Raw genomic sequence first — 22,623 nt, forward strand, 5'->3', positions numbered from 1 at the left:
CGAGCGCGGCGGAGGAGACGGCAGCATGGAGCGCAGGTTCGCCCAGGTCGACGTGTTCGGCGCGGAGCCGTTCCTCGGCAACCCGGTGGCGGTGGTCGTCGACGGCGACGGCGTGTCCGACGCGTCGATGGCCGTGTTCGCGCGCTGGACGAACCTGTCGGAGACGACGTTCCTGCTGCCGCCGACGACCGCGGAGGCCGACTACCGGCTGCGGATCTTCACGCCGCGGCGCGAGCTGCCCTTCGCCGGGCACCCGACGCTCGGCAGTGCGCACGCCTGGCTCGCGGTAGGGGGAGTGCCCCGCGACTCGGGAGTGCTGGTGCAGGAGTGCGCGGCCGGGCTCGTGCGGCTCCGGGTGTCGGACGGGGCGATCGCGTTCGCGGCACCGCCGCGGCAGCGCACGGGGCCGGTGGACGAGCCGACGCTGGCGCGCGCGGCGGCGGCGCTGGGGCTCGCGCGCGAGGAGATCCTCGGGCACGAGTGGGCCGACAACGGGCCGGGCTGGCTGGCGCTGCGGCTGGAGTCGGCGGAGCGGGTGCTCGCGATCCGGCCGGAGTCAGCGCGGCTCGGCGGGCTCGCCGTCGGCGTGGTCGGGCCGCATCCGGCGGGGGCGGAGTGCGCCTTCGAGGTGCGCGCGTTCATCCCGGATGCGGGGGTCGCCGAGGATCCGGTGACGGGCAGCCTGAACGCGGGGATAGCGCAGTGGCTGATCGGGGCCGGGCTGGCGCCCGAGCGGTACGTCGCGGCGCAGGGGACGGCGATGGGGCGCGCGGGACGCGTGCTCGTGGAGCGCGTGGGGGACGACGTGTGGATCGGCGGGGCGACGGCGACGCTGATCGAGGGGTCCGTGCGGCTGTAGGCGGCGGGTCTCGATACGCCGGCCTGCGGCCGGCTACTCGACCAGCATGCCTGTCGGCAGCTACAAGACCAGCATGCTCCGCGTCCTTCGGGCTGGTGCTCCTCCGGGGGTCAGCTCGGGAGGAGGCGGGCGATGACGGCGAGGACGTCGGCGGCCTCGCCGCGGGGGCTGTCGCCGGTGGGGAGCAGGGCGGAGTTGTAGTAGAGGCCGTCGCTCAGCAGGACGATGGCGCGGGCGACCAGGGGGTCGCCGACGGCCTCGGCGACGACGGCGTACCAGCTGTCGTGGATGCGGGCGAGGCCGGCGCTCGCGCGCTCGTCGTGCCCCTGGGCCACGCGCGAGACGGCGAGGATGGTGCGGTCGAAGGGGGTGTCCGCGGCGAACGAGGTGCGGATCAGGTACGGCACGACGCCCTCGTCGGACGTGCGGATCCGATCGATGTCCTCGGCGAGGCGGTCGTCGAGCCGTCCGACGAGTCCGTCGACGAGGGCGTCCTTCGAGGGGAAGTGATAGAGCAGCCCGCCCTTGGAGACTCCGGCGGCCTTCGCGACGGCGTCGAGGGTGGCCGAGCGCTCGCCCTGCTCGATCAGCAGGGCCTCGAACGCGTCGAGGACGCGGTCGCGGGCGGGGGCGGCGGGCATGGGCTCCATCCTAGGGACGGATCCCGGTTCCGCCCCTGGCTACTGTACCGGCTGGACGGTATACTCGGTGGCGATCACCCCGTTCGAGAGAGAGCATCACTGTGTCCGCCCGCACCGCACCTGTCACCACCGTCACGACCCCCGGCCCCGCCTCGCGCGCCGCCGTCGAGCCCGACGGTCCCCGCGTCGGGCGCCGCGCCTGGTTCGCGCTGGCCGTGCTGATGCTGCCGGTGCTGCTCGTCTCGGTCGACAACACCGTCCTCAACTTCGCGCTGCCGCTGATCGCGGAGGACCTCGGTCCCTCCGGCACCGAGCTGCTCTGGATCGTCGACGCCTACCCGCTCGTGCTCGCCGGACTGCTGGTGGCGATGGGCAGCCTCGGCGACCGGGTCGGCCGGCGGAAGCTCCTGCTGATCGGCGCGGTCGGCTTCGCGGTGGTCTCCGTCGCGGCGGCCTTCGCTCCGACGGCCGGCGCCCTGATCGCTGCTCGCGCCGCGCTCGGTCTCTTCGGCGCCACCCTGATGCCCTCGACCCTCTCCCTCCTGCGCAGCCTCTTCCCGAACCGCGACCAGCGCCGGATGGCGATCGCGATCTGGGCGACCGGGTTCGCGGTCGGCTCGGCCGTCGGCCCGCTGGTCGGCGGCGTGCTGCTGGAGAACTTCCCCTGGGGCTCCGTGTTCCTGCTCGCGGTGCCGGTGCTGCTGCCGCTGGTGGTGCTCGCGCCGATCCTGGTGCCGGAGTCGCGTGACCCGAAGCCGGGCCCGGTCGACGTGGTCAGCATCGTGCTGTCGCTCGCGACGATGGCGCCGATCGTCTACGCGATCAAGTCGGCCGCCGAGCACGGGATCGACGCGGTCGCGGTGCTCTCGCTCGTGGTCGGCGTCGTGAGCGGCGTGCTCTTCGTGCGACGGCAGCAGCGCCGCGAGGTGCCGATGCTCGACCTCTCGCTCTTCCGCCGCGGCTCGTTCAGCGCGGCCATCGTGGTCAACCTGCTCAGCGTCGTCGCGCTGGTCGGCGGGCTGTTCTTCGTCTCGCAGCACCTCCAGCTCGTGGTCGGCCTCTCGCCGCTCGAGGCGGGGCTCGTGCTGGTACCCGGACTCGTGGTGATGATCGGCGCGGGGCTCGGCGTGGTGCCGATCGCCCGGCGGATCTCGCCGCGGATCGTCGTGCCGGCCGGACTCGTGATCTCGGCGGTGGGCTACGCGCTGCTCGCGATCGGCAGTGCGGCTCCCGGCGGCGCCTCCGCGCTGACCGTCGCGGTCTCGTTCGCCTTCCTCGGCCTCGGGATCGGCGCGGCCGAGACGGTCTCCAACGAGCTGGTGCTCGCGAACGCGCCCGCCGACAAGGCCGGGTCCGCCTCGGCGGTGTCGGAGACGGCGTACGAGCTGGGCGCGGTGCTCGGCACGGCGACGCTCGGCACGGTGCTGACGGCCGCCTACCGCAGCGGCGTGGTGCTGCCCGACGGCCTCGACGCCGGCCAGGCGCAGCGCGCGGGGGAGACCCTGGGCGGTGCGGTCGCGGTCGCGGGCGAGATCCCTGCGGAGTCGGCGTCGAGCCTGCTCGCCTCGGCCGGAGCCGCGTTCGACGCGGGCGTCGGCTGGTCGGCCTGGATCGGCGTCGGACTGGTGCTGCTCGCCGGCGTCGTCGCGGCCTGGCGCCTGCGCCGGAGCTGACGCGGCGCGACCGGCGCGGGCGGCGGCCCGAGAGTACGCTGGGCTGGTCTCCTGCCCCGCACGCTCGAGTGCTCCGCGCGCCCAGTCCTCTGGACGCGCAGCACTCCGGCCCGTGCCCCCCGCACGTCTGAGGACCGCCATGACCCGCACCGTGAAGCTCGCCGTCATCCCCGGAGACGGGATCGGACCGGAGGTGATCGCCGAGGCCGTGAAGGTCCTCGACGCCGTCACCGCCGACTCCGACCTGGTGATCGAGAAGACGCCGTTCTCGCTCGGCGCCGGCCGGTTCCTCGAGACCGGCGACGTCCTCACCGACGAGGACCTCGCCTCGATCTCCGCGCACGACGCGATCCTGCTCGGCGCCGTCGGCGGCGTGCCCGGCGACCCGCGCCTCAAGGACGCGAACATCGAGCGCGGGCTGCTGCTGCGCCTGCGCTTCGCGCTCGACCACTACGTCAACCTCCGCCCGACCCGCCTCTACGCGGGCGTGCCGTCGCCGCTGTCGGCGCCCGGCGAGGTCGACTTCGTCGTCGTCCGCGAGGGCACCGAGGGGCCGTACGTCGGCAACGGCGGGTCGATCCGCCAGGGGACGCCGCACGAGATCGCCAACGAGGTCTCGGTGAACACGGCCTACGGCGTCGAGCGCGTCGTCCGGCACGCCTTCGAGCTGGCCCGCAAGCGCCGCTCGAAGCTGACGCTGGTGCACAAGACGAACGTGCTGGTCTTCGCGGGCTCGCTGTGGAAGCGGCTCGTGGACGAGGTAGGGGCCACCTACGAGGACGTGGCCGTCGACTACCTCCACGTGGACGCGGCGACGATCTTCCTGGTGACCGATCCTGCTAGGTTCGACGTCATCGTCACCGACAACCTGTTCGGCGACATCCTGACCGATCTGGCCGGCGCGATCAGCGGCGGCATCGGACTCGCGGCCTCGGGCAACATCAACCCCGACGGCGCGTTCCCCAGCATGTTCGAGCCGGTCCACGGATCCGCGCCCGACATCGCCGGGAAGCAGCTCGCCGATCCGACCGCCGCGATCCTGTCGGTGGCGCTGCTGCTCGACCACCTGGGTCGCGGCGACGAGGCCGCCCGCGTGACGGCGGCCGTGACCGCCGACATCGAGTCGCGCGACGGCACCCCGCGCTCCACGGCCGCGATCGGCGACTCCGTCGTCTCGCGGCTCCGCTGACCCTCCTCTCCGGCCCCCGCCCCCGGGCCCCACACCACTCCAGGAAGAACCCCTCATGACCGACACCCTCCCCGCGCAGGCCCTCGCCTTCGAGGTGACCGCCAATCCCGCGCCCCGCTCCGACGAGGAGCGCGCCCGGATCCTCGCGAACCCCGGCTTCGGGGTCCACTTCACCGACCACATGGTCGACATCCGCTGGTCGCGCGCCGGCGGCTGGGACCAGGCGCGCGTCGAGCCGTACGGCCCGATCCAGCTGGACCCGGCCGCGGCCGTGCTGCACTACGCGCAGGAGATCTTCGAGGGGATGAAGGCCTACCGCCACGCGGACGGCTCGATCTGGACCTTCCGCCCGGAGGCGAACGCCGGCCGGCTGCAGCGCTCCGCCCGCCGGCTCGCACTGCCCGAGCTGCCGACCGAGCTGTTCGTCGAGTCGCTGCGGCAGCTGATCGCGGCGGACGGCGCCTGGGTGCCGTCCGAGCCGGAGACGAGCCTGTACCTGCGGCCGTTCATGTTCGCCAAGGAGGCGTTCCTCGGCGTGCGCGCGGCCGAGGAGGTCGGCTACTACGTGATCGCGAGCCCGGCCGGCGCCTACTTCTCCGGCGGCGTGGCCCCGGTGTCGATCTGGCTGTCGACGTCCTTCGCCCGCGCGGGCAAGGGCGGCACGGGAGCGGCGAAGACCGGCGGCAACTACGCCTCGTCGCTGCTGCCGCAGCAGGAGGCGTACCAGCACGGCTGCGCGCAGGTGCTCTTCCTCGACTCGCAGGAGTCGCGCTGGATCGAGGAGCTCGGCGGCATGAACGTGGTGCTGGTGAAGAAGGACGGCACGCTCGTCACGCCGGAGTCGGACTCGATCCTCGAGGGGATCACCCGCGACAGCGTGCTGCAGCTGGCCGAGGACCGCGGTCACCGCGTGGAACGCCGCCAGGTGTCGATCGACGAGTGGCGCGACGGGGTCGAGTCCGGCGACGTGGTGGAGGTGTTCGCCTGCGGGACCGCGGCGGTCATCACGCCGATCGCCGAGCTCAAGGGCGACGGCTTCTCGGTGGGCCACGAGGGCGCGCCGGCCGGCGCGCTGACGATGTCGCTGCGCGAGGAGCTGACCGACATCCAGTACGGACGTCGCGAGGACACGCACGGCTGGATGACGAGGTTGGACGCATGAAGATCGCACGATTCGCCACGCAGCGCTCCGGAGACAACGGGGGCGCGATCCACTTCGGGATCCTGGACGAGGACGACCTGGTCGTGCTCGCCGGGGACCCGATGTTCGCGGGCTTCGAGACCACGGGGGAGCGGATCCCGCTCGCCGAGGCGAAGCTGCTCGCGCCGGTGATCCCGCGCTCGAAGGTGATCGGGATCGGCAAGAACTACTCCGACCACGCGGCCGAGATGGGCGGCGACGCTCCGGCCGAGCCGCTGATGTTCCTGAAGCCGAACACCTCGGTGATCGGGCCGGACGAGGCGATCGTGCTGCCCGAGGACAGCCAGCAGGTGGAGTTCGAGGGCGAGCTCGCGGTCGTGATCGGGGCGATCGCGCGGAACGTGCGGGCGGAGGACTACGAGGACGTCGTCTTCGGGTACACGATCGCGAACGACGTCACGGCGCGCGACCTGCAGAAGTCGGACGGGCAATGGGCCCGGGCGAAGGGCTACGACACGTTCTGCCCGATCGGGCCGGTCATCGAGACCGAGTTCGTCTGGAACGAGAGCGCGCTGGAGACGCGGGTGAACGGACGGCGGCTGCAGTCCGGGAACACCGGCGACATGATCCACGGGGTGCCCGAGATCATCGCCTACGTCTCGCGGGTGTTCACGCTGCTGCCGGGCGACATCATCCTGACCGGGACGCCCGCCGGCGTCGGGCCTATCGCCAACGGCGACACGGTCGCGATCGACATCGAGGGCATCGGCACGCTCTTCAGCCCGGTGGTGTCCCGAGCCTGACGCGTCTCCGCGAGATGCCACTTGTGCACGCCTTTCACGGCGTGTCGCGCGCACAAGTGGCATCTCGCGGTTTGGCGGGCTCGACTCAGTCGGCAGAGGCGCGTTCGTCGGTGACGGGGCCGTCGGTGTCGTCCGGGAGGTCGGCGTCGCCGGAGACGGTGTCGCCGGCGCTGTCGCCCTCCGTGACGGTGTCGGAGACGCCGCGGTCGATGGCGGTGCCTCCCGGAGCGGCGCCCGCGGCGCTCGCGTCGGTCGCGTCCTCGCCGGGCAGCACGGTCTGCGCGCCGCCGGTGTTCGGGGTCAGGTCGGACTCCTGCTCGGGCAGGTCCTCGTTCACGTTCTCGGGCACGGGGGCTCCTCTCGTCGGTGTGTCCATCGGAGCATCCGGGTGGTCGCGGGCGTCAGGGTCTTGACACGTTCCGGCGGTAGGTGGGTCTCGATACGCGCCTCCGGCGCTACTCGACCAGCAGGGGGGCGCTCCGGCGCTCTGCGACCGGCGCGGGGCGGGGCGGTGGCTTCACCGTGCTCCCCGGAGCTGTCAAGTGGAGACGCTCGGCGGGGGCGGAGTCGTAGCGTCGAAGCATGAGCTCGTCCCGCACGACCCGCAGTTCCGATACCACCGCCACGAAGAAGACCACTGCCACGACGACCGCCGCCGCTGAGAAGAGCCGCGCGAAGAAGACCACCGCGAAGAAGACCGCCACGAAGAAGATCACGCGCAGCAGCGTCGATCGGATCGCTCGCGAGGACTTCGGCTGGACGTCGCTGCTGCCGGGGCAGCGCGAGGCCATCGAGTCGGCCGCCGCGGGCCGGGACACGCTGCTGGTGCTCGCCACGGGCGGCGGCAAGTCCGCCGTGTACCAGATCGCCGGCGCCGAGCGCGGAGGCGTCGTGCTCGTCGTCTCGCCGCTCGTCGCGCTGCAAGCCGACCAGCTCGCCTCGATCGAGGCCGCGCCGGCCGCGCCGCCCGCCGTCGCCATCAACTCCGCGCAGGGCACCGCCGCCGTCGCGCGGGCCTGGGAGCGCATCGACGAGGGCGGCCCGCTGTACGTGCTGCTCGCTCCGGAGCAGCTGGCCAAGGAGGAGAACGTCGCCCGGCTCGCCGCGGCCGGCGTCTCGCTCCTGGTCGTCGACGAGGCGCACTGCGTCTCCTCCTGGGGCCACGACTTCCGCCCGGACTACCTGCGACTCAAGGACGTCCGCAGTGCGCTGGGCGACCCGCCGGTGCTCGCGATGACGGCCACCGCCTCCCGGCCGGTGCGCGAGGAGATCATCGACCGGCTCGGCATGACCGACCCCGAGGTGCAGGTGCACGGCGTCGACCGCCCCGAGATCCGCCTCGTGGTGCACCGCCACGAGAGCGAGAACGAGAAGCGCGCGGCCGTGGTCGAGGAGGCGCGCAGCTGGACGGCGCCAGGGCTCGTCTACGTCGCCACGCGCAAGGAGACCGAGACCTACGCGGCGGAGATCGCGGACTCGGGCCGGAGCGTCGCGGCGTACCACGCGGGGCTCAAGACGAGCGAGCGGCGCGAGGTGCACGAGCGCTGGCGCGACGGCGAGCTCGACGTGGTGATCGCCACCTCCGCCTTCGGGATGGGGATCGACCGCGCCGACGTGCGCTACGTGCTGCACGCGACGACGACCGAGTCGCTGGACGCCTACTACCAGGAGATCGGGCGCTCGGGGCGCGACGGCGAGCCCGCGACCGGTGCGCTGCACTACCGGCTCGAGGATCTGGGGCTGCGGCGCTTCTTCGCCAAGCGCCGGGTCGAGCCGGCCGCGCTGCGGGTGGTCTGGGCGGCCGTGTCCGACAGGCCGGGCGTCCAGGTCGAGGAGTTGGCGGAGGCGCTGGGCAAGTCGCCGCGCACCGTCGCGCGGCTGGTCAACGACCTCGCCGAGGCGGATCTGCTCGAGACCGAGGGCGGCCTGCGGGCCGTGAGCGACGCCAGCGGGGACGACGCGGTGCGCGCGGTGAAGGAGGAGCTCGCCTCGCGCGAGCGGATCGCCGAGTCGCGGCTGTCGATGATGCGGGCCTACGCGGAGACCTCGCAGTGCCGGCGGCGCGTGCTGCTGGACTACTTCGGCGTCGAGGGGCCGGAGTGGTGCGGCAACTGCGACGGCTGCGAGCGGCACGAGGCGCGCCAGGAGGCGGCCGACGAGGCGGCGTCCGCGGCTCCCTCCGAGGCGCCGTTGAGCGTCGACGAGGCCGTCGAGCACCGCGAGTGGGGTGCGGGGACCGTCATGAGCGTCGAGGACGACCGCGCGACGATCTTCTTCGAGTCCGAGGGCTACAAGGTGCTCTCGTTCGCGGCACTGGAGTCGGGCGTGCTGAAGGAGCGGGAGATCGTCTCGGCCTGAGTGCGGGCGGGGCGGGGTCTCGATACGCCGTCCTGCGGACGGCTACTCGACCAGCATGGAAGGGCAGCATCACCGGAGGTGCGACCTCGTGATGCGGGGCTGCTCGGCCAGCATGAGGGGGAGCCGCACCGCAGGTGCGGCCTCTACGTGCGAGATGCCACTTGTGAGCGGGCGACACGGCGTGTCGCGCTCACAAGTGGCATCTCGCGGAGGGGTCAGACGTTCGAGACGGCGGAGCTCACGTCGGTGGGCTTGTCGTAGTCGCCGGCCGGGATGGCGCGGAGGGCGTCGAGGACGTCGCTGTCGGCGCCCTCCTTCTCGGCGGTCTCGACGATCGTGTCCTTCGAGGCCGGGTAGTCGATCCCGGAGAGGTACTTCTGGACCTGGATCGGGTTGGGGGCATCCATCGTTCTGTCCTTTCGTCGTTCGGTCAGTGCTGGTGCTCTTCGGTGAAGAGCCGGTCGAAGGCGTCCACGCACCGGTCGGTGACCGTCGTGGGCGTCTCGAGGTGCACGGCGCCGCTGGGGACGAGCCCCGCGCCGCCGAAGCGCTCCATGACGCGCCACTGCGCGGCGACGTCCTCGCCGCTGTGCTCCGGGGGCAGCTGCTCCCAGAAGTCGAACCCGCCGCAGGCGACGAGCGCCTCGCGACGGTAGAGCACGCACGCGCCGAGCCAGGCGACGCGGTAGGCGCGCCAGGCGCCCTCCGGCACGTCGAGGCGGGCGGCGACGTGGGTGAGGTTCGCCGCGTTGTGCAGCGGCCAGCGCTGGAACTCCGGCGTGCCGCGCCGGATCCGCTCGGGCTGCACGCCGTCGTCCCAAGGCTCGAAGGCGGTCTGCTCGTGCGGCCGCTCGTCGCCGAGGTAGGACAGGCCCTGCACGGCCGAGCCGACGAAGCCGCAGCCGAGGCGCCCGAGTGCCTCGTGCAGCCGCGCCAGCGTGCCCGGCTCGAGCCAGACGTCGTCGTCGAGGTAGAGGACCGCCGGGGCGGTCGCGAGCGAGAGGAGGTAGTGCCGCTGCTCCGCGAGGCCGCGGCGGGGGAGGTGCCGGCGCACGAGCGGAGCGCGGCCCTGCGCGGCGAGGATCCGCAGCATCGAGACGACGGTCGGGTCCGTCTCCGTGACCGCGGTGTCCGACTGGTCGCTGACGACGACGCGGAACGGCGGATCGTCCTGCGCGGCGAGGCCCGCGAGGGTCGCCGCCAGCTCGGCCGAGCGGCCGGCCGTCGGGATCAGGACGTCGACGGCCGGGGCCTCCGGGGGCAGGTCGCGCCCCCAGAGACCCGACCAGCGCCGGCTGCTCACGGCGCCGACGACGAGCGGATGCGCTGGACCATCTCGGTCGTCGAGTGCTCGGAGACGTAGCCCACGGTGGTGACGGTGCCGCCGTAGGAGCGGACGACCACCGCCTCCGCGAGCATGTCGGGGGCGTAGTCGCCGCCCTTCACGTAGACGTCGGGCTGCACTCGCTCGAGCAGCGGGATCGGGGTGTCACCGCTGAAGAGCGTGACGTAGTCGACGCAGCCCAGCTCGGCGATGACGCCCGCGCGGTCGCCCTCGGGGTTGATCGGGCGGCCCTCGCCCTTCAGCCGGCGGACGGAGTCGTCGTCGTTCACGGCGACGACCAGCACGTCGCCGAGCTCGCGCGCCTGACGGAGGTAGGCGGTGTGACCGCGGTGCAGCACGTCGAAGCAGCCGTTGGTGAAGACGATGCGGCGGCCGCGGCGGGCCTCCTCGGCGAGCACCTCGACCAGTCCGTCCTCGCCGAGCACGACAGCGCCGGGCGCGGCGAGCGAGGCGAGCAGGTCGTCCGCGGTGCAGACGGAGGTGCCGGGGCGCTGCACGACGACGTCCGCGGCGGCCTGCGCCAGGTCGACGGCAGTCGCCAGCGAGCGGCCGGCGGCGAGGGCGAGGGTCGCGGTGGCGGCGAAGGTGTCGCCGGCGCCCGAGGCCTGCTTCTCCTCGGCGGGCTGCGCGAAGGTGCGGCTGACGGTTCCGTCGGCGTCGAGCGCGGTCGAGCCGTCGCGGTCGAGGGTGACCACGACGTGGCGGGCGCCGGAGCGCTCGCGGAGCCTCTGGGCCGCGGCGCGGACGGCGGCGGCGCGCTCGGTGCCGCGGCCGAGCGGGGCACCGAGGAGGCGCTCGGCCTCCTTCGCGTTCGGGGTGACCAGGTCGGGCGCCGCGAAGGCCCAGTCGGCGAGCTCGTGCGCGTCGATCACGAGGAGGCCGGGGCGCTGCGCGGCGAGCACGCGCTCGACGGCCTCGCGGAGGATCCCGGAGCCGTAGTCGCAGACCAGCACGGCATCGGCGCCGTCGGCCGCGCGGACGGCGGCCTCGGCGAGCTCGGCCAGCTCGGGGTCGGACGGGCGGTGCGGGCCGGAGTCGACGCGCAGCATGACGCTGTCACCGCCGACGACCCGGGTCTTGATCGTGGTCGCGGCGTCGCTGCGGACGATCGCGCCGGTGTCCAGGCCCGCGCGCTCGAGCGCGGCGAGGAGGCGGTCGCCCTCGGGGTCGCGTCCGGCGACGCCGACCGTGCGGACCACGGCGCCGAGCGCGCAGAGGTTCGCCGCGGTGTTGGCCGCGCCGCCCGCGACGTCGACGACGTCCTCGAGGCGCAGCACCGGGGCGGGGGCCTCGCGGGTCACCCGTTCCGCCTCGCCGAGCCACCAGGAGTCGAGGATGAGGTCGCCGACCACGGCGACGACCGGCGGCCGCTCGCGCACATGCGCGACCAGCGCGCTCGCCCGCTGGAGCGCGGAGCCCTCGAGGCTCATCGCCCGGCGCCGGGGAGGACGGGGAGGCCGAAGTGCACGACCGTGGTGGTGGTCATCTCGTCGAGCAGCTCCGGGCCGTAGCCGAAGCCCGAGCCGCTGGTGCCGCGGGGCTGGGCGCTGCCGCCGGGGGCGCCGCCGAAGACTCCGTTGATCTTGACCGTGCCGACCGGGAGGGTCGCCGCGGCGCGGTGCGCGTGCTCCATGTCGGCGGTGAGGACGGTGGCCGCGAGGCCGTAGGGACCGGCGGCGGCGCGGGTGAGCGCCTCGTCGAAGTCGTCGACGACGAGGACGGGGGCGACGGGGCCGAAGGTCTCCTCGGTCATCACCAGCATCTCGTCGGTGCAGTCGGCGAGGACGGTGGCCGGGTAGAAGGTGCCGTCACCGGGCTCGCCGCCGGTGAGGATGCGGGCGCCGTCGCGGACGGCGGAGGTGACGTGCTCGTGCACGGCGTCGCGCATCCGCGCGTCGACCAGGCGGGGGAGCGGGCCGTCGCGCCAGCGCTCGGCCTCGACGACCAGCGCGGCGGTGAAGGCCTCGGCGACGTCGCGGTGCACGTAGATCCGCTCGACGGAGGTGCAGATCTGGCCCGCGTTGGCGAAGGCGCCGAGGGCGGCCTGCTCGGCGGCCCAGACGGGGTCGACGTCGCGGTCGACGACGAGCGCGTCGTTGCCGCCGTTCTCGAGGATGGTGTGCGCGCCGGTGACGGCGGCGATCCGGGCGAGGGCGCGGCCGGTGGCGGTCGAGCCGACGTGCGCCAGGACGTCGACGCCGTCGGTGCGGGCCAGGGCGTCGCCCACGGCGCCGTCGCCCTCGACGAGGGTCAGCACGCCCTCGGGCAGGGCGTCGGCGAGCAGGCGCGTGAAGAGCGCGCCGGTGCCGGGGCTGCGCTCGCTCGGCTTGTGCACGACGACGTCACCGGAGACGATCGCGGCGCCGAGCATGCCTGCGGCGACGGCGACCGGGTCGTTCCAGGGGGTGAGCGCGAGGACCACACCGCGCGGGTGCGGCAGGGCGAGGTCGACGTTGAGGGCGCCGCCGCGAAGGCTCTTGCCGCGGTGCAGGGGGCCGAGCTCGGCGTACTGCAGCAGGGTGTCGACGCCGGCGCGGACGCCGCCGAGGGCGTCGCCCGCGGGCTTGCCGGTCTCCTCGGTGTTGAGGTCGGCGAGCTCCTGCTCGCGGGCGGCCACGCGGTGGGCGGCGGCGCGCAGCAGGGCGCCGCGCTCGGCGGGCGCGGTGGCGGCCCAGGCGGGGAAGGCGGCGCGGGCGCGGGAGACGGCGTCGGCGGCGAGGTCGGCGGTGGCGCCGGTCGTGCCGGCGGCGGGGGTCGCGGTGTCGATGGTCACGGTCACCTCTCGGTCGGAGGCGTCCGCAGGGGTCGCGGACGCGCGTGCAGACCTCCGGTACCCGCGCGGCGGCGGCTCAAACGGATACCGCCGCAGAACATCAGCTGAGAAGGCGACTCACCGCCGATGACCGTTGAGAGGCCGATTCAGCTGATGTTCTGCATCCGCGGCGGGGGTCAGGCGGCGCCGAGGCGGGTGACGGCGGAGGTGATCGCGGGGGTGGTCTCGCCGTCGGGCCAGCGGAGGGTGACGCCCTCGCCGGGGACGACGCGGCCGATCGCCGCGGTCGTGCTGTGCGGCGTGCCCATGCGGGAGGCGCCGGGGCGGTCGGCGGTGAGCATCGCGAAGCCGGGGAAGCAGGAGAGCCAGTCGGCGAGTCCCGCGGCGGCGGGGCGGGGGATCGCGGCGACGTCGAGCTCGGCGCCCGCGCCGGACGCCTCGGCGAGCATGCCGACGGTGCCGACCAGCCCGGCCATGCTGACGTCCTTCGCGCCGTCGGGGGCGGCGGCGCCAACGCTCGCCGCGAGCGCCCGCAGCACCTCCGGTGAGCGGCCCGAGGTCGAGTCCCACTGCAGTCCGGCGTAGCCCGGGCGCCAGCCGCCGGCGAGGTCGGCGGTCAGGCTCAGCTCGTGGCCGATCGGGGCGCTGCCCGGGACCGGGCGCGCGGTGCGGCCGAGGCCGGTGACGGAGAGGGCGGCCGGGACGCCGAGCTGGGTGTGCCCGCCGAGCAGCGGGACGCCCCAGGCCTCGGCGCCGGCGCGCAGTCCGCGGAGGACGCGCGCGGCGAAGGAGGCGTCGCGCGCGGCGACCGCGTCGAGCAGGCCGACCGGATCGGCGCCCATGGCCGTGAGGTCGTTGACGTTGACGAGCACCGAGCACCAGCCCGCCCACTCCGGGTCGCGCTCGACCATCGAGGGGACGATCGCGTCGCAGACGGCGACGAGGTCGGAGCCGGGGACGGGGGCGCCGTCGTCGCCGCGGAAGCCCGGGCCGCCGAGCTGGCCGGCGAAGGCGTCGAGCAGCGGCCCGAGGGCGGCCTTGGCTCCGCGCGCGAGACGGTCGAACCGGTCGATGGGCCAGCGCATCCGCACATGGGGAGTCCCCGCGACCTCGACGGCGCCGAGCCGATCCCAGCCGAGCCGGCGGAAGAGAACCTCGTTCTGCGTCTGCACCGTCGCCTCGAAGCGGATCACGCCGCGCGCCTCGGCCTCGGCGCAGGCGGCGCGCACCAGTGCGGCGCCGATCCCGGCCCCGCCTCGGGCGCTGCGGCGGACGACCAATCGACTGCCGGTCCACCAGCCGAGGTCCTGCTCGAGCGCGGGCGCGATCCGCACCCCGCCGAGCACGCCGTCGGCCGAGCGGGCCACCAGCACGACGGTGCGCGGATCCTCGTCGAGTGCATCGCGGTCGTCGGCGTCGAAGAGGCCCTGCTCGCCGACGAAGACCTCACGGCGCACGGCGCGGTAGGCGGCCACCTCGGCCGGGTCGGCGACCACGACCACGAAGGCCTCGCGGGCGGCCGGTGCGACCGCGCGGACCCCCTCGAGGATCGAGAGCTCCATCAGGCGCCGGCGGTCTTCAGCACGCCGCAGGCGCCGCAGGCCGCGCAGCCCGCCTTCTGCCCGGAGGAGAGCATGCCGGCAGCGATCAGCAGCGCGGCGACCTGCTCGCTGACCTTCTCCAGCAGCGAGCCGGCCGGCGGCAGGACGTGGTCCACCTCCGTCGCCAGCGTGCCCTTGAGCGGCCGGAACGGCACCACGAACGGGTAGATCCCGCGCTCGATCAGCTCGCCGGCGCTGGCGACCAGCTCGTCTGGGTCCTCGCCGAGGCCGACGAGCAGGTAGGTCGAGACCTGGTTGCGGCCGAAGATCCGCACCGCCTCGTCCCAGGCCTCCCAGTACTTCGCGGTCGAGACGCGCGCCTTGCCGGGCGTCCAGCGGCGGCGGATGTCGTCGTCCATCGACTCGATGTGGATGCCGATGGAGAGGGCGCCGGCGTCCTTGAGCTCCTGCAGGGCGGCGAGGTCCTCCGGCGGCTCGCACTGCACCTGGATCGGCAGCCCGGGGACGGCCTGCAGCACCGCGCGGACGCAGCGGGCGAGGTGCCGGGCGCCGCGGTCGCGGCCCTTGGAGGTGCCGGTGGTCATCACCATCTGGCGGATGCCGTCGAGCCGGGCGGCCGCCTCGGCGACTTCGGCGAGCTGCGCGGGGGTCTTCACCGCGATGGTGGAGTCGTTGGCGAGCGAGGCCTCGATCGCGCAGAAGCGGCAGCGCTCGGCCTCGTCGTAGCGCATGCAGGTCTGCACGACGGTGGTGGCGAGGATGTTCCGGCCGTGCAGGCGGGCGATCTTCTCGTAGGAGACGCCGTCGGCGGTGCTCAGGTCGTAGAAGCGCGGGCGCTTCACCGGCTCGACGTCCAGGCCGATGTCGGCGCCGTCGAGCAGGAGGCGGCCGTTGGTGACGGCGTAGGGGCTCTTCGGGTTCACCGGGATGGCGGCGCCGAGCCCGCCGAGCATCACGTGCCCGTCGTCGCTCGGGCCGGCGCCGGCCTCGCGGTGCACGGGGGCGTCGACGCGGATGCCCTGGAGGGCGATGTCGACGCGGGTGCGCAGGGCGGAGGAGCCGGTGCGGCGGACGGGGGCGGAGCCGCAGGCGTCGGCGGCGCAGGAGGAGTCGGCGGAGTCGGAGGGTGCGGGATCGGCGGTGCGGAGGCGGGGCGTCTGCAGATCGGTCATGGTGCTCCTCGGAGTCTCGAGTCGAGCGTTGCGCGACGGCGGAGTCCGACGTCGTGAGCCTCCATTAGGTCAACGCGGTGTTTCGGAGCGATGACATCGGGAACGCGATCGTGTTACATCCGGCGGCGGCCCCGACGCCGGCCCGATGCCCGCCCGGCGTCACGCAGGCTTCTTCTGGCCGAAACCACTCCGAAACACGAGCGGCCTTGACTGGACGCAGTCGGGACGAACGCTCCCGACCCGGCCCCGTCGCTCCGCTCGTCCTCTGTCCCGCCCCGAGCGACGCCGGCCTCTGCATCACAGCACCGCCCGTTCCACCCGGCACTCCTGTCCCTGCACCACTCGCTCGCGCCCCGCCCGGCGCGCTCCTCACCGAACCCCGGAGGTTCTCATGACCGACGACCAGACCAGCACCGACGACCAGACCAGCATCGAAGAGCAGATCAGCGCCAACATCGAGAAGTCGCGCTCCGAGATCGCGCACCCCTCGCTGCCCAAGGGCAGCAACCTCTACGGCTCCACCAAGGTCTTCCCCGACTACCAGGCCGAGCCCGGCCAGTCCTACTTCACCCTCGTGCACGGCATCGCGCACGAGTCCTCGGTCAGCTTCGTCGCGATCCTGCAGGCGACCCGCGCCGCCCGCAAGGGCTTCGAGTCGGCCGTCTACTTCTACGGCCCCGGCACGATCAACGCGATGGCCACCCGCGGCTTCCCGACGGTCGGCGACTCCGGCTTCCCGGGCGAGCAGAACATCAACGACGCCCTGAAGACCTTCATCGACGAGGGCAACCGCGTCTTCGTCTGCCGCTTCGGCATGGCGCTGCACGGCCTGCGCGAGGAGGACCTGATCGAGGGCACCATCCCCTGCCACCCGCTCGACGTCCAGGACGCCGTCATCCACTACGCCCGCAAGGGCGCCATCATCAACTCGACCTACAACCTCTAGGCGCGCGCCATGACCGTCGTCGGATCGGTCGCGGCGAACTTCACCCGCGACCTCGATCAGAACTACGCGCTCATCGCCGCGCTGGCCGAGGAGGCCCGTGAGAAGCGGGTCGAGTTCCTCGTCCTGCCTGAGGCCGCGATCGGCGGCTACCTCTCCTCCCTCGGCAACCACGGCGACACGGTCAAGACGACCACCCGCTCGATGCCCCCGGCGATCGCGCTGGACGGGCCGGAGCTGCGCCGGGTGCAGGAGATCGCCGGCGACCTGCTGGTCGCGATCGGCTTCTGCGAGCTCGACGCGGACGGCGAGACCCGCTACAACGCGGCCGCCCTGCTCGACGGCGGGCAGATCTACGGCAGCTACCGCAAGGTGCACCAGCCGCTCGGCGAGCACATGTCGTACTCGCCCGGGCCCGGCTACTCGGTCTTCGAGACCCCGGTCGGCCGGGTCGGGCTGCAGATCTGCTACGACAAGGCGTTCCCGGAGGCGGCCCGCTCGATGGCGCTGGACGGTGCGGAGATCATCGCCTCGCTCTCGGCCTGGCCGGCCGCGCGGACGGCGACGGCGGAGAACCTGCAGGAGGACCGCTGGACCTACCGCTTCAACCAGTTCGACATCGCCCGGGCCCTGGACAACCAGGTGTTCTGGCTGGCGTCGAACCAGTCCGGCACCTTCGGGTCGCTCCGCTACGTGGGCAACGCGAAGGTCGTCGATCCGGGCGGCAACATCCTCGCGACGACGCTGCTCGGCTCGGGTATGGCGGTCGCCGACATCGACGTGCGGGGCACCTTCGAGGCGATGCGCGGCGGGATGTTCCACCTCCGCGACCGCCGGCCGGACGCCTACGACATCGAGCGCGTGTGGAGCGGAGGGCTGGTCCATGCCTGAGATGACCTTCCACGTCCGCTGGCCGGACGGCGTCGAGGAGCGCTGCTACTCGCCGAGCCTGGTGATGCACGACTACCTCGCCGAGGGCGAGAGCTACCCGCTCGAGGACTTCGTCGGCCGCTCGACCGAGGCGCTGCGGCTGGCGAGCGAGCGGGTGCGCGCGAAGTTCGGCTTCGCCTGCACCTCCGCGCTGCAGCAGGAGTCGGAGATCCTCGCGGCCGCCGCGCGCTTCGACGGCGGCCGCGTGCGGGTGCTGGCGATGGATCCGCCGCTGCCTCCGGCGTCCGCTCCGTCGTCCGCGTCCGCGCAGGGGGCGCGCGCATGACCGCGCTCGAGAACGGCCGGCACCTGCCGGTCGCCGTGATCGGCGCCGGCCAGGCCGGGCTGTCGATCAGCCGCCTGCTCACGGACCAGGGCGTCGAGCACCTCGTGATCGAGCGCGACAGCATCGCGCACGACTGGATCGACCGCCGCTGGGACAACTTCACGCTGGTCACGCCGAACTGGCAGTGCCGGCTCCCGGGCTACCCCTACGACGGCGACGACCCCGACGGCTTCATGACCCGCGCCGAGGTGCACGCCTGGGTGCGGCGCTACGCCGAGTCGTTCGGCGCTCCCGTCGCCGAGGACACCGAGGTGCTCCGGTTGCGCGAGAGCGCGGACGGGGCGTTCGAGATCGTCACCTCGCGCGGCACGATCACCGCCGATCAGGTCGTCGTCGCCACCGGCGGCTACCACCGCCCGGTGCTGCCGGCGGTCGCGCACCGCATCCCCGACTCGATCGTTCAGCTGCACTCGGCCGACTACCGCTCGGCCGCGGCGCTGCCGGAGGGCGGGGTGCTCGTGGTTGGCTCCGGCCAGTCCGGCGCGCAGATCGCGGAGGACCTCTTCCTCGAGGGGCGCGACGTGCACCTGGCGCTGGGAACGGCCCCGCGGGTCGCCCGGTTCTACCGCGGCCGCGACTGCGTCGCCTGGCTCGCCGACATGGGCGTCTACGACGTGCCGGTGCACGCGCAGGTGGGCGGGCTCTCCAAGCGGGAGTCGACCAACCACTACGTCACCGGGCGCGGCGGCGGCCGCGACATCGACCTGCGGGCGTTCGCGCGCGACGGGATGACGCTCTACGGCCGGCTGCAGCAGGTCGACGGCGGGTCGCTCCGATTCGCCCCGACGGCGGAGGCGTCGCTCGACTACGCGGACTCGGTCGCGGAGTCGATCAAGAACGACATCGACGCCTACATCGAGCGCTCGGGTGTCTCGGCGCCGACCGAGGCCCGGTACGCGCCGGTCTGGCGGCCGGAACACGAGATCGAGGAGCTGGATCTGGCGGCCGCCGGGATCACGAGCATCGTCTGGGCGGTCGGCTTCCGCTCCGACTACTCCTGGATGCAGATCGGCGTCTTCGACGGCGCCGGGCACCCCACCCACCGGCGCGGCGCGACCGCCGTGCCCGGGCTGCACTTCCTCGGGCTGCCGTGGCTGAACACCTGGGGCTCCGGGCGCTTCGAGGCGATCGCGCGCGACGCGGAGCACGTGGCGGAGCAGCTGCTCGGCGGCGCGCGGATGGACCGGCTCGAGGGCGCCGCGGTACGGTGACGGCCACGCGCTCGGCCCGAGCGCACCGCTCTGCCGCGCGGGGCGGAGGAGGGCGGAGGCTCTCCGTCCGCCCCGGCGCACCGTCCGCCTGCAGAGGGCGGGAGAGAAGGACCATGGCGACGATCACGATGGCCGCGGTCGCGGCGCACTTCGGCCGCGACATCGAGCGCACCCTCGTCAAGCTGCCCGGCATGATCGCGAGCGCTCAGGAGCGCGGGATCGACCTGCTGGTGCTGCCGGACGCGACCCTCGGCGGCTACCTCCTCGATATGCACCACCCCGGCCCCGACGACCTGCCGCAGGCCGTGGAGGTCGACGGGCCGGAGGTGGCGGCCGTCGCGGCGATGGCGGGCGACACCACGGTGTGCTTCGGCATCGCGGAGCGCGCGCTGGAGGGCGGCGAGGTGCGGCGCTACAACTCGGCGGTCTGCGTGCAGGGCGGTGAGGTGATCGGGACGCACCGCAAGGTGCACCTGCCGCTGGGCGAGTCCGAGGCGTACGCCGCGGGCGACTCCTTCCGCTCGTTCGACTCGGCCGTGGGGCGGATCGGGATGATGATCGACTTCGACAAGACCTTCCCGGAGTCGGCGCGCTCGCTCGCCCTCGACGGGGCCGAGATCCTCTGCTGCCTCAGCGCCTGGCCCGCGAGCGTCACCGACCGCTCCGATCGGATCCGCAACGACCGCCAGGCGCACCTGTTCGACCTCTACGACTGCGCGCGCGCCGCGGAGAACCAGGTCTACCTGGTCTCCTCGAACCAGACCGGGGTGCTCGGCGGGCTGCGCTTCCTCGGGCAGGCGAAGGTCGTGGACCCGGCCGGCGAGATCCTCGCGAAGACCTGGGCGAAGGGCGGGCTGGCGGTCGCGACCGACGACGTCTCGGCCTCCGTCGCCCGGGCCCGTCGCAGCATGGACCACCTGCGCGACCGCGCCGAGCACGCGTACCACCGCGCGGCTCCCACCGTCTGAACCCGGGGCCGCCCGTCCGACCGGTGCCGCCCGCGGGCGCCGCCCCGCCTGAAGGAGACCCCGTGCGGATCGCGCAGCTGACTTACTCCACGAAGCCCCGCGGCGGCGTGGTGCACACGCTCGCGCTGTCGGAGGCGCTGGCCCGGCGCGGGCACGAGGTGACCGTCTGGACGCTCGGCCGCGGCGGCGACTCCGCCTTCTTCCGCGCAGTCGACCCCGCGGTGGCGGTCCGGGTGGTGCCGTTCGCGGCGCGCGACGGGGAGGACGTCGGCGACCGGATCGTCCGCTCGCTCGATGCGATGGCCGTGGCGCTGGGGGAGGACGGCGGGGAGTGGGACGTCGTGCACGCGCAGGACTGCATCTCGGCCAACGCCGCCCTCGACGCCGGGTTCGCGGGGGTCGGCGGGCTGCTCCGCACGGTGCACCACCTGGACGCCTTCACGACGCCCGCGCTGATCGCCTGCCACGAGCGCGCGATCACCGGGCCGGCCGGGCTGCTCGCGGTGTCGCGGGCGGTCGCTGACGAGGTGGCGGCGGGCTGGGGCCGGGCGCCCGCGGTGATCCCGAACGGCGTCGACGCGGCGCGGTTCGCGGCCGCGGCCGGCGGTGCTGCGGCGGGGGAGTGGCGGGCCGAGCTCGGCCGCTACGTGCTGGCGCTCGGCGGCATCGAGCCGCGCAAGGGCAGCATCGACCTGCTGGAGGCGTTCGCGGGGCTGGCTCCGGGGACCGCGCTCGTCTTCGGCGGCGGGGAGACGCTGTTCGACTACCGCGGCTACCGCGAGGAGTTCGAGCGCCGGTCGGCGGAGCTGGGCGTCGTGCCGGTCGTGCTCGGCACGGTGCCGGAGGAGCGGCTCGCGGCGCTCGTCGCCGGTGCGACGGTGCTCGGCTTCGTCTCGACCAAGGAGGGCTTCGGGCTGGCGGCGATGGAGGCGCTCGCCGCGGGGGTGCCGGTCGTCGCGCGCGATCTGCCGGTGCTGCGCGAGGTGTTCGGGGAGACCGTGGCGTACGGGAGCGACGTGGCGGGGATCCGGGGTGCGCTCGCCGCGGCGCTCGCGGGGGCGGCGCCGAGGCCCGGGCCCGGGCGGGAGCTCGCGTTCTCGCACTCGTGGGACGACGTCGCGGCGAGTCACGAGGCGCTGTACCTCTCTCACGTCGGCGGCAGCTGATGCGCCGGTCGTTCTCGCGCTGCTTCTCGGCGCTGGCCGAGCGGGACCCCGAGCGCGTCGTGGTCGTCGCGGACGACGCGACCCTCACCGCGGGCGCCCTGGACCGGGCCTCGAACCGGCTCGCGCGTGCCTACGCGGCGCGGGGCGTCACTCCGGACTCGCTCGTCGCGGTCTCGCTGCCGAACAGCGCCGAGCTGGTGCTGGCCTGCGCCGCGATCTGGAAGGCGGGCGCGACGCCGCAGCCGCTCTCGCCCGGGCTCTCGGCGCGGGAGCTCGCCGAGGTCGGCGCGCTCGGGCGGCCGTCGCTGAGCATCGGCGTGGAGCTGGAGGGCGTGCCCTTCGTGCCCGCGGGCTTCGCGCCCGACCCCTCGCTGCCGGACGACGAGCTGCCGGATCTCTGGGCGTCCTCGTGGAAGGCGCCCGCCTCCTCCGGCAGCACCGGGCGGCCGAAGATCGTGCTCGCGGCGGCGCCTGCGCTGATGGATCCGACGCAGCCGGTCGCGGCGTTCCTGCCGCGAGAGGGGGTGCAGCTGGTGGCCGGGCCGCTCCTGCACTCCGCGACCTTCACCTACGCCTTCCGCGGGCTGCTGACCGGGCAGCGGCTGGTGATCCTGCCGCGCTTCGACGAGGCGCGGGTGCTCGCGGCGATCGCGGAGCACCGGGTGACCTGGGCGCTGCTGGTGCCGACGATGATCCACCGGCTGCTGCGGACGCCCGCGCACCGGGACGCGGACGTGTCGTCGCTGGAGACGGTGCTGCACCTGGGCTCGCCGTGCCCGCCCGCGGACAAGCGCGCACTGATCGACTGGATCGGTGCCGAGCGGGTCGTCGAGGTCTACGCCGGCAGCGAGTCGAACGGGCTGACGATGATCCGCGGCGACGAGTGGCTCGAGCGGCCGGGGAGCGTCGGCCGGCCGATCGGCGGGACGGAGCTGCGGGTGCTGCGGTCGGACGGGTCGGAGTGCGGGCCCGGCGAGGCCGGGCTCGTGCAGATGCGCCGCGGGGACGCGACCTACCGCTATCTCGGCGGGGAGTCGAAGCGGACCGACGACGGCTGGGACACCCTCGGCGACCTGGGCTCCGTCGATGCGGACGGCTACCTCACGGTGCTGGACCGGGAGGACGACCTGATCCTGCGCGGCGGGGTGAACGTCTACCCGGCGGAGATCGAGCGGGTGCTGGAGGAGCACCCGGCGGTGCGCGGGGCGGTCGCCTTCGGCGTCCCGGACGCCGAGCTCGGCCAGGCGATCGAGGCGGTCGTCGACATCGCGGACGCCGCCGTGACGGACGAGGAGCTGCTCGCCTTCGCGCGCGAGCACCTCGGCTCCCGGGCACCGCGGGCTCTGCGACTCCAGCGCTCACCGCTGCGCGACGACGCGGGCAAGATCCGCCGCGGGGCTCTCGCCGGCGACTGAGCAGCCGCGCAGGCGGGCCTGCGCGGGCCCGCCGCCCGCAGGTCGCCGCACAACATCAGCTGAGAGGGGGGTCCCTCCCTCCACAGCGGAGGCCCTCCCATCTCAGCTGATGTTGTGCGGGGCTCGAC

Annotated in this window: 21 protein-coding genes; 13 read left to right on the plus strand and 8 right to left on the minus strand. The window is 74.0% G+C overall.

What is annotated here, in order from left to right; all coding sequences use genetic code 11:
• Positions 1-25 precede the first annotated feature (25 nt).
• Entirely contained in the window at positions 26-859 is an 834-nt protein-coding gene (locus MT351_RS12530) for a PhzF family phenazine biosynthesis protein (protein WP_243582331.1), read from the plus strand.
• 110 nt (positions 860-969) lie between these two features.
• Here the strand turns inward: MT351_RS12530 and MT351_RS12535 are convergent, their stop codons facing one another.
• A complete protein-coding gene (locus tag MT351_RS12535) occupies positions 970-1,500 on the minus strand; it encodes a TetR/AcrR family transcriptional regulator (protein WP_123447970.1) in 531 nt (176 codons plus the stop codon).
• Between the two features lie 101 nt (positions 1,501-1,601).
• On the opposite strand from MT351_RS12535, the gene MT351_RS12540 reads away from it, so the two are divergent.
• The 4 genes from MT351_RS12540 to MT351_RS12555 all read left to right on the plus strand — a co-directional run bounded on the left by MT351_RS12540 (position 1,602) and on the right by MT351_RS12555 (position 6,306).
• Positions 1,602-3,173, plus strand: coding sequence for an MFS transporter (locus MT351_RS12540; RefSeq protein ID WP_243582332.1), 1,572 nt, complete (start codon positions 1,602-1,604; stop codon positions 3,171-3,173).
• A gap of 139 nt (positions 3,174-3,312) precedes the next feature.
• The gene (locus tag MT351_RS12545) at positions 3,313-4,362 is read left to right on the plus strand and encodes a 3-isopropylmalate dehydrogenase (protein ID WP_123734015.1); all 1,050 of its coding nucleotides are present in this window, start codon (positions 3,313-3,315) and stop codon (positions 4,360-4,362) included.
• A gap of 55 nt (positions 4,363-4,417) precedes the next feature.
• A complete protein-coding gene (locus tag MT351_RS12550; protein WP_243582333.1) occupies positions 4,418-5,524 on the plus strand; it encodes a branched-chain amino acid aminotransferase in 1,107 nt (368 codons plus the stop codon).
• Positions 5,521-6,306, plus strand: a complete 786-nt coding sequence (locus tag MT351_RS12555; protein WP_123447967.1) for a fumarylacetoacetate hydrolase family protein — start codon at positions 5,521-5,523, stop codon at positions 6,304-6,306. Before MT351_RS12550 ends, MT351_RS12555 begins: the two co-directional genes overlap by 4 nt.
• 85 nt (positions 6,307-6,391) lie before the next feature.
• Here MT351_RS12555 and MT351_RS12560 read toward each other — a convergent pair whose 3' ends face one another.
• Complete coding sequence (locus MT351_RS12560; protein ID WP_243582334.1) at positions 6,392-6,655, minus strand: hypothetical protein; 264 nt, start codon at positions 6,653-6,655, stop codon at positions 6,392-6,394.
• 233 nt (positions 6,656-6,888) lie between these two features.
• Here MT351_RS12560 and MT351_RS12565 point away from each other — a divergent pair, with 233 nt between their 5' ends.
• Positions 6,889-8,664 carry a RecQ family ATP-dependent DNA helicase gene (locus MT351_RS12565; protein WP_243582335.1) on the plus strand — a complete coding sequence of 592 codons (1,776 nt, stop codon included), beginning with the start codon at positions 6,889-6,891 and terminating at the stop codon, positions 8,662-8,664.
• 215 nt (positions 8,665-8,879) lie between these two features.
• Here the strand turns inward: MT351_RS12565 and MT351_RS12570 are convergent, their stop codons facing one another.
• The 6 genes from MT351_RS12570 to MT351_RS12595 all read right to left on the minus strand — a co-directional run bounded on the left by MT351_RS12570 (position 8,880) and on the right by MT351_RS12595 (position 15,516).
• Entirely contained in the window at positions 8,880-9,071 is a 192-nt protein-coding gene (locus MT351_RS12570) for a DUF2795 domain-containing protein (RefSeq protein WP_123737261.1), read from the minus strand.
• Positions 9,072-9,094: 23 nt separating this feature from the next.
• Positions 9,095-9,967, minus strand: coding sequence for a glycosyltransferase family 2 protein (locus MT351_RS12575; RefSeq protein ID WP_243582336.1), 873 nt, complete (start codon positions 9,965-9,967; stop codon positions 9,095-9,097).
• A complete protein-coding gene (gene rfaE2 / locus MT351_RS12580; protein WP_132438295.1) occupies positions 9,964-11,439 on the minus strand; it encodes a D-glycero-beta-D-manno-heptose 1-phosphate adenylyltransferase in 1,476 nt (491 codons plus the stop codon). Before rfaE2 ends, MT351_RS12575 begins: the two co-directional genes overlap by 4 nt.
• Entirely contained in the window at positions 11,436-12,782 is a 1,347-nt protein-coding gene (locus tag MT351_RS12585) for an aldehyde dehydrogenase (RefSeq protein WP_374204769.1), read from the minus strand. The genes rfaE2 and MT351_RS12585 overlap by 4 nt, the downstream gene beginning before the upstream one ends.
• A gap of 176 nt (positions 12,783-12,958) precedes the next feature.
• Positions 12,959-14,344, minus strand: a complete 1,386-nt coding sequence (locus tag MT351_RS12590) for an MSMEG_0567/sll0787 family protein (protein ID WP_243582337.1) — start codon at positions 14,342-14,344, stop codon at positions 12,959-12,961.
• On the minus strand, positions 14,344-15,516 hold the full coding sequence (locus MT351_RS12595; protein ID WP_243582338.1) for an MSMEG_0568 family radical SAM protein: 1,173 nt from the start codon (positions 15,514-15,516) through the stop codon (positions 14,344-14,346). Before MT351_RS12595 ends, MT351_RS12590 begins: the two co-directional genes overlap by 1 nt.
• 391 nt (positions 15,517-15,907) lie before the next feature.
• Here MT351_RS12595 and MT351_RS12600 point away from each other — a divergent pair, with 391 nt between their 5' ends.
• The 7 genes from MT351_RS12600 (at position 15,908) to MT351_RS12630 (ending at position 22,495) form a co-directional block, all read left to right on the plus strand.
• Positions 15,908-16,462, plus strand: coding sequence for an MSMEG_0572/Sll0783 family nitrogen starvation response protein (locus MT351_RS12600; RefSeq protein WP_243582339.1), 555 nt, complete (start codon positions 15,908-15,910; stop codon positions 16,460-16,462).
• A 9-nt stretch (positions 16,463-16,471) separates the two neighbouring features.
• On the plus strand, positions 16,472-17,350 hold the full coding sequence (locus MT351_RS12605) for a carbon-nitrogen hydrolase family protein (protein WP_123737256.1): 879 nt from the start codon (positions 16,472-16,474) through the stop codon (positions 17,348-17,350).
• Entirely contained in the window at positions 17,343-17,675 is a 333-nt protein-coding gene (locus MT351_RS12610) for an MSMEG_0570 family nitrogen starvation response protein (protein ID WP_243582340.1), read from the plus strand. Before MT351_RS12605 ends, MT351_RS12610 begins: the two co-directional genes overlap by 8 nt.
• Positions 17,672-18,946 (plus strand): MSMEG_0569 family flavin-dependent oxidoreductase, encoded by a 1,275-nt coding sequence (locus MT351_RS12615; RefSeq protein WP_132438290.1) that lies wholly within the window; start codon positions 17,672-17,674, stop codon positions 18,944-18,946. Before MT351_RS12610 ends, MT351_RS12615 begins: the two co-directional genes overlap by 4 nt.
• Before the next feature lie 113 nt (positions 18,947-19,059).
• On the plus strand, positions 19,060-19,914 hold the full coding sequence (locus MT351_RS12620) for a carbon-nitrogen hydrolase family protein (RefSeq protein WP_243582341.1): 855 nt from the start codon (positions 19,060-19,062) through the stop codon (positions 19,912-19,914).
• Positions 19,915-19,976: 62 nt separating this feature from the next.
• Positions 19,977-21,080, plus strand: coding sequence for an MSMEG_0565 family glycosyltransferase (locus MT351_RS12625; RefSeq protein WP_243582342.1), 1,104 nt, complete (start codon positions 19,977-19,979; stop codon positions 21,078-21,080).
• The gene (locus MT351_RS12630; protein ID WP_243582343.1) at positions 21,080-22,495 is read left to right on the plus strand and encodes an AMP-binding protein; all 1,416 of its coding nucleotides are present in this window, start codon (positions 21,080-21,082) and stop codon (positions 22,493-22,495) included. Before MT351_RS12625 ends, MT351_RS12630 begins: the two co-directional genes overlap by 1 nt.
• Positions 22,496-22,623: the final 128 nt, after the last annotated feature.

Source organism: Rathayibacter sp. VKM Ac-2926, from assembly GCF_022815565.1.
Taxonomy (GTDB): domain Bacteria; phylum Actinomycetota; class Actinomycetes; order Actinomycetales; family Microbacteriaceae; genus Rathayibacter; species Rathayibacter festucae.

Coding starts and splice junctions, on each gene's coding strand:
- MT351_RS12530 (WP_243582331.1), top strand. CDS start 26: ATGGAGCGCAGGTTCGCCCAGGTCGACGTGTTCGGCGCGGAGCCGTTC.
- MT351_RS12535 (WP_123447970.1), bottom strand. CDS start 1,500: ATGCCCGCCGCCCCCGCCCGCGACCGCGTCCTCGACGCGTTCGAGGCC.
- MT351_RS12545 (WP_123734015.1), top strand. CDS start 3,313: ATGACCCGCACCGTGAAGCTCGCCGTCATCCCCGGAGACGGGATCGGA.
- MT351_RS12550 (WP_243582333.1), top strand. CDS start 4,418: ATGACCGACACCCTCCCCGCGCAGGCCCTCGCCTTCGAGGTGACCGCC.
- MT351_RS12555 (WP_123447967.1), top strand. CDS start 5,521: ATGAAGATCGCACGATTCGCCACGCAGCGCTCCGGAGACAACGGGGGC.
- MT351_RS12565 (WP_243582335.1), top strand. CDS start 6,889: ATGAGCTCGTCCCGCACGACCCGCAGTTCCGATACCACCGCCACGAAG.
- MT351_RS12570 (WP_123737261.1), bottom strand. CDS start 9,071: ATGGATGCCCCCAACCCGATCCAGGTCCAGAAGTACCTCTCCGGGATC.
- rfaE2 (WP_132438295.1), bottom strand. CDS start 11,439: ATGAGCCTCGAGGGCTCCGCGCTCCAGCGGGCGAGCGCGCTGGTCGCG.
- MT351_RS12590 (WP_243582337.1), bottom strand. CDS start 14,344: ATGGAGCTCTCGATCCTCGAGGGGGTCCGCGCGGTCGCACCGGCCGCC.
- MT351_RS12595 (WP_243582338.1), bottom strand. CDS start 15,516: ATGACCGATCTGCAGACGCCCCGCCTCCGCACCGCCGATCCCGCACCC.
- MT351_RS12600 (WP_243582339.1), top strand. CDS start 15,908: ATGACCGACGACCAGACCAGCACCGACGACCAGACCAGCATCGAAGAG.
- MT351_RS12605 (WP_123737256.1), top strand. CDS start 16,472: ATGACCGTCGTCGGATCGGTCGCGGCGAACTTCACCCGCGACCTCGAT.
- MT351_RS12610 (WP_243582340.1), top strand. CDS start 17,343: ATGCCTGAGATGACCTTCCACGTCCGCTGGCCGGACGGCGTCGAGGAG.
- MT351_RS12615 (WP_132438290.1), top strand. CDS start 17,672: ATGACCGCGCTCGAGAACGGCCGGCACCTGCCGGTCGCCGTGATCGGC.
- MT351_RS12620 (WP_243582341.1), top strand. CDS start 19,060: ATGGCGACGATCACGATGGCCGCGGTCGCGGCGCACTTCGGCCGCGAC.
- MT351_RS12630 (WP_243582343.1), top strand. CDS start 21,080: ATGCGCCGGTCGTTCTCGCGCTGCTTCTCGGCGCTGGCCGAGCGGGAC.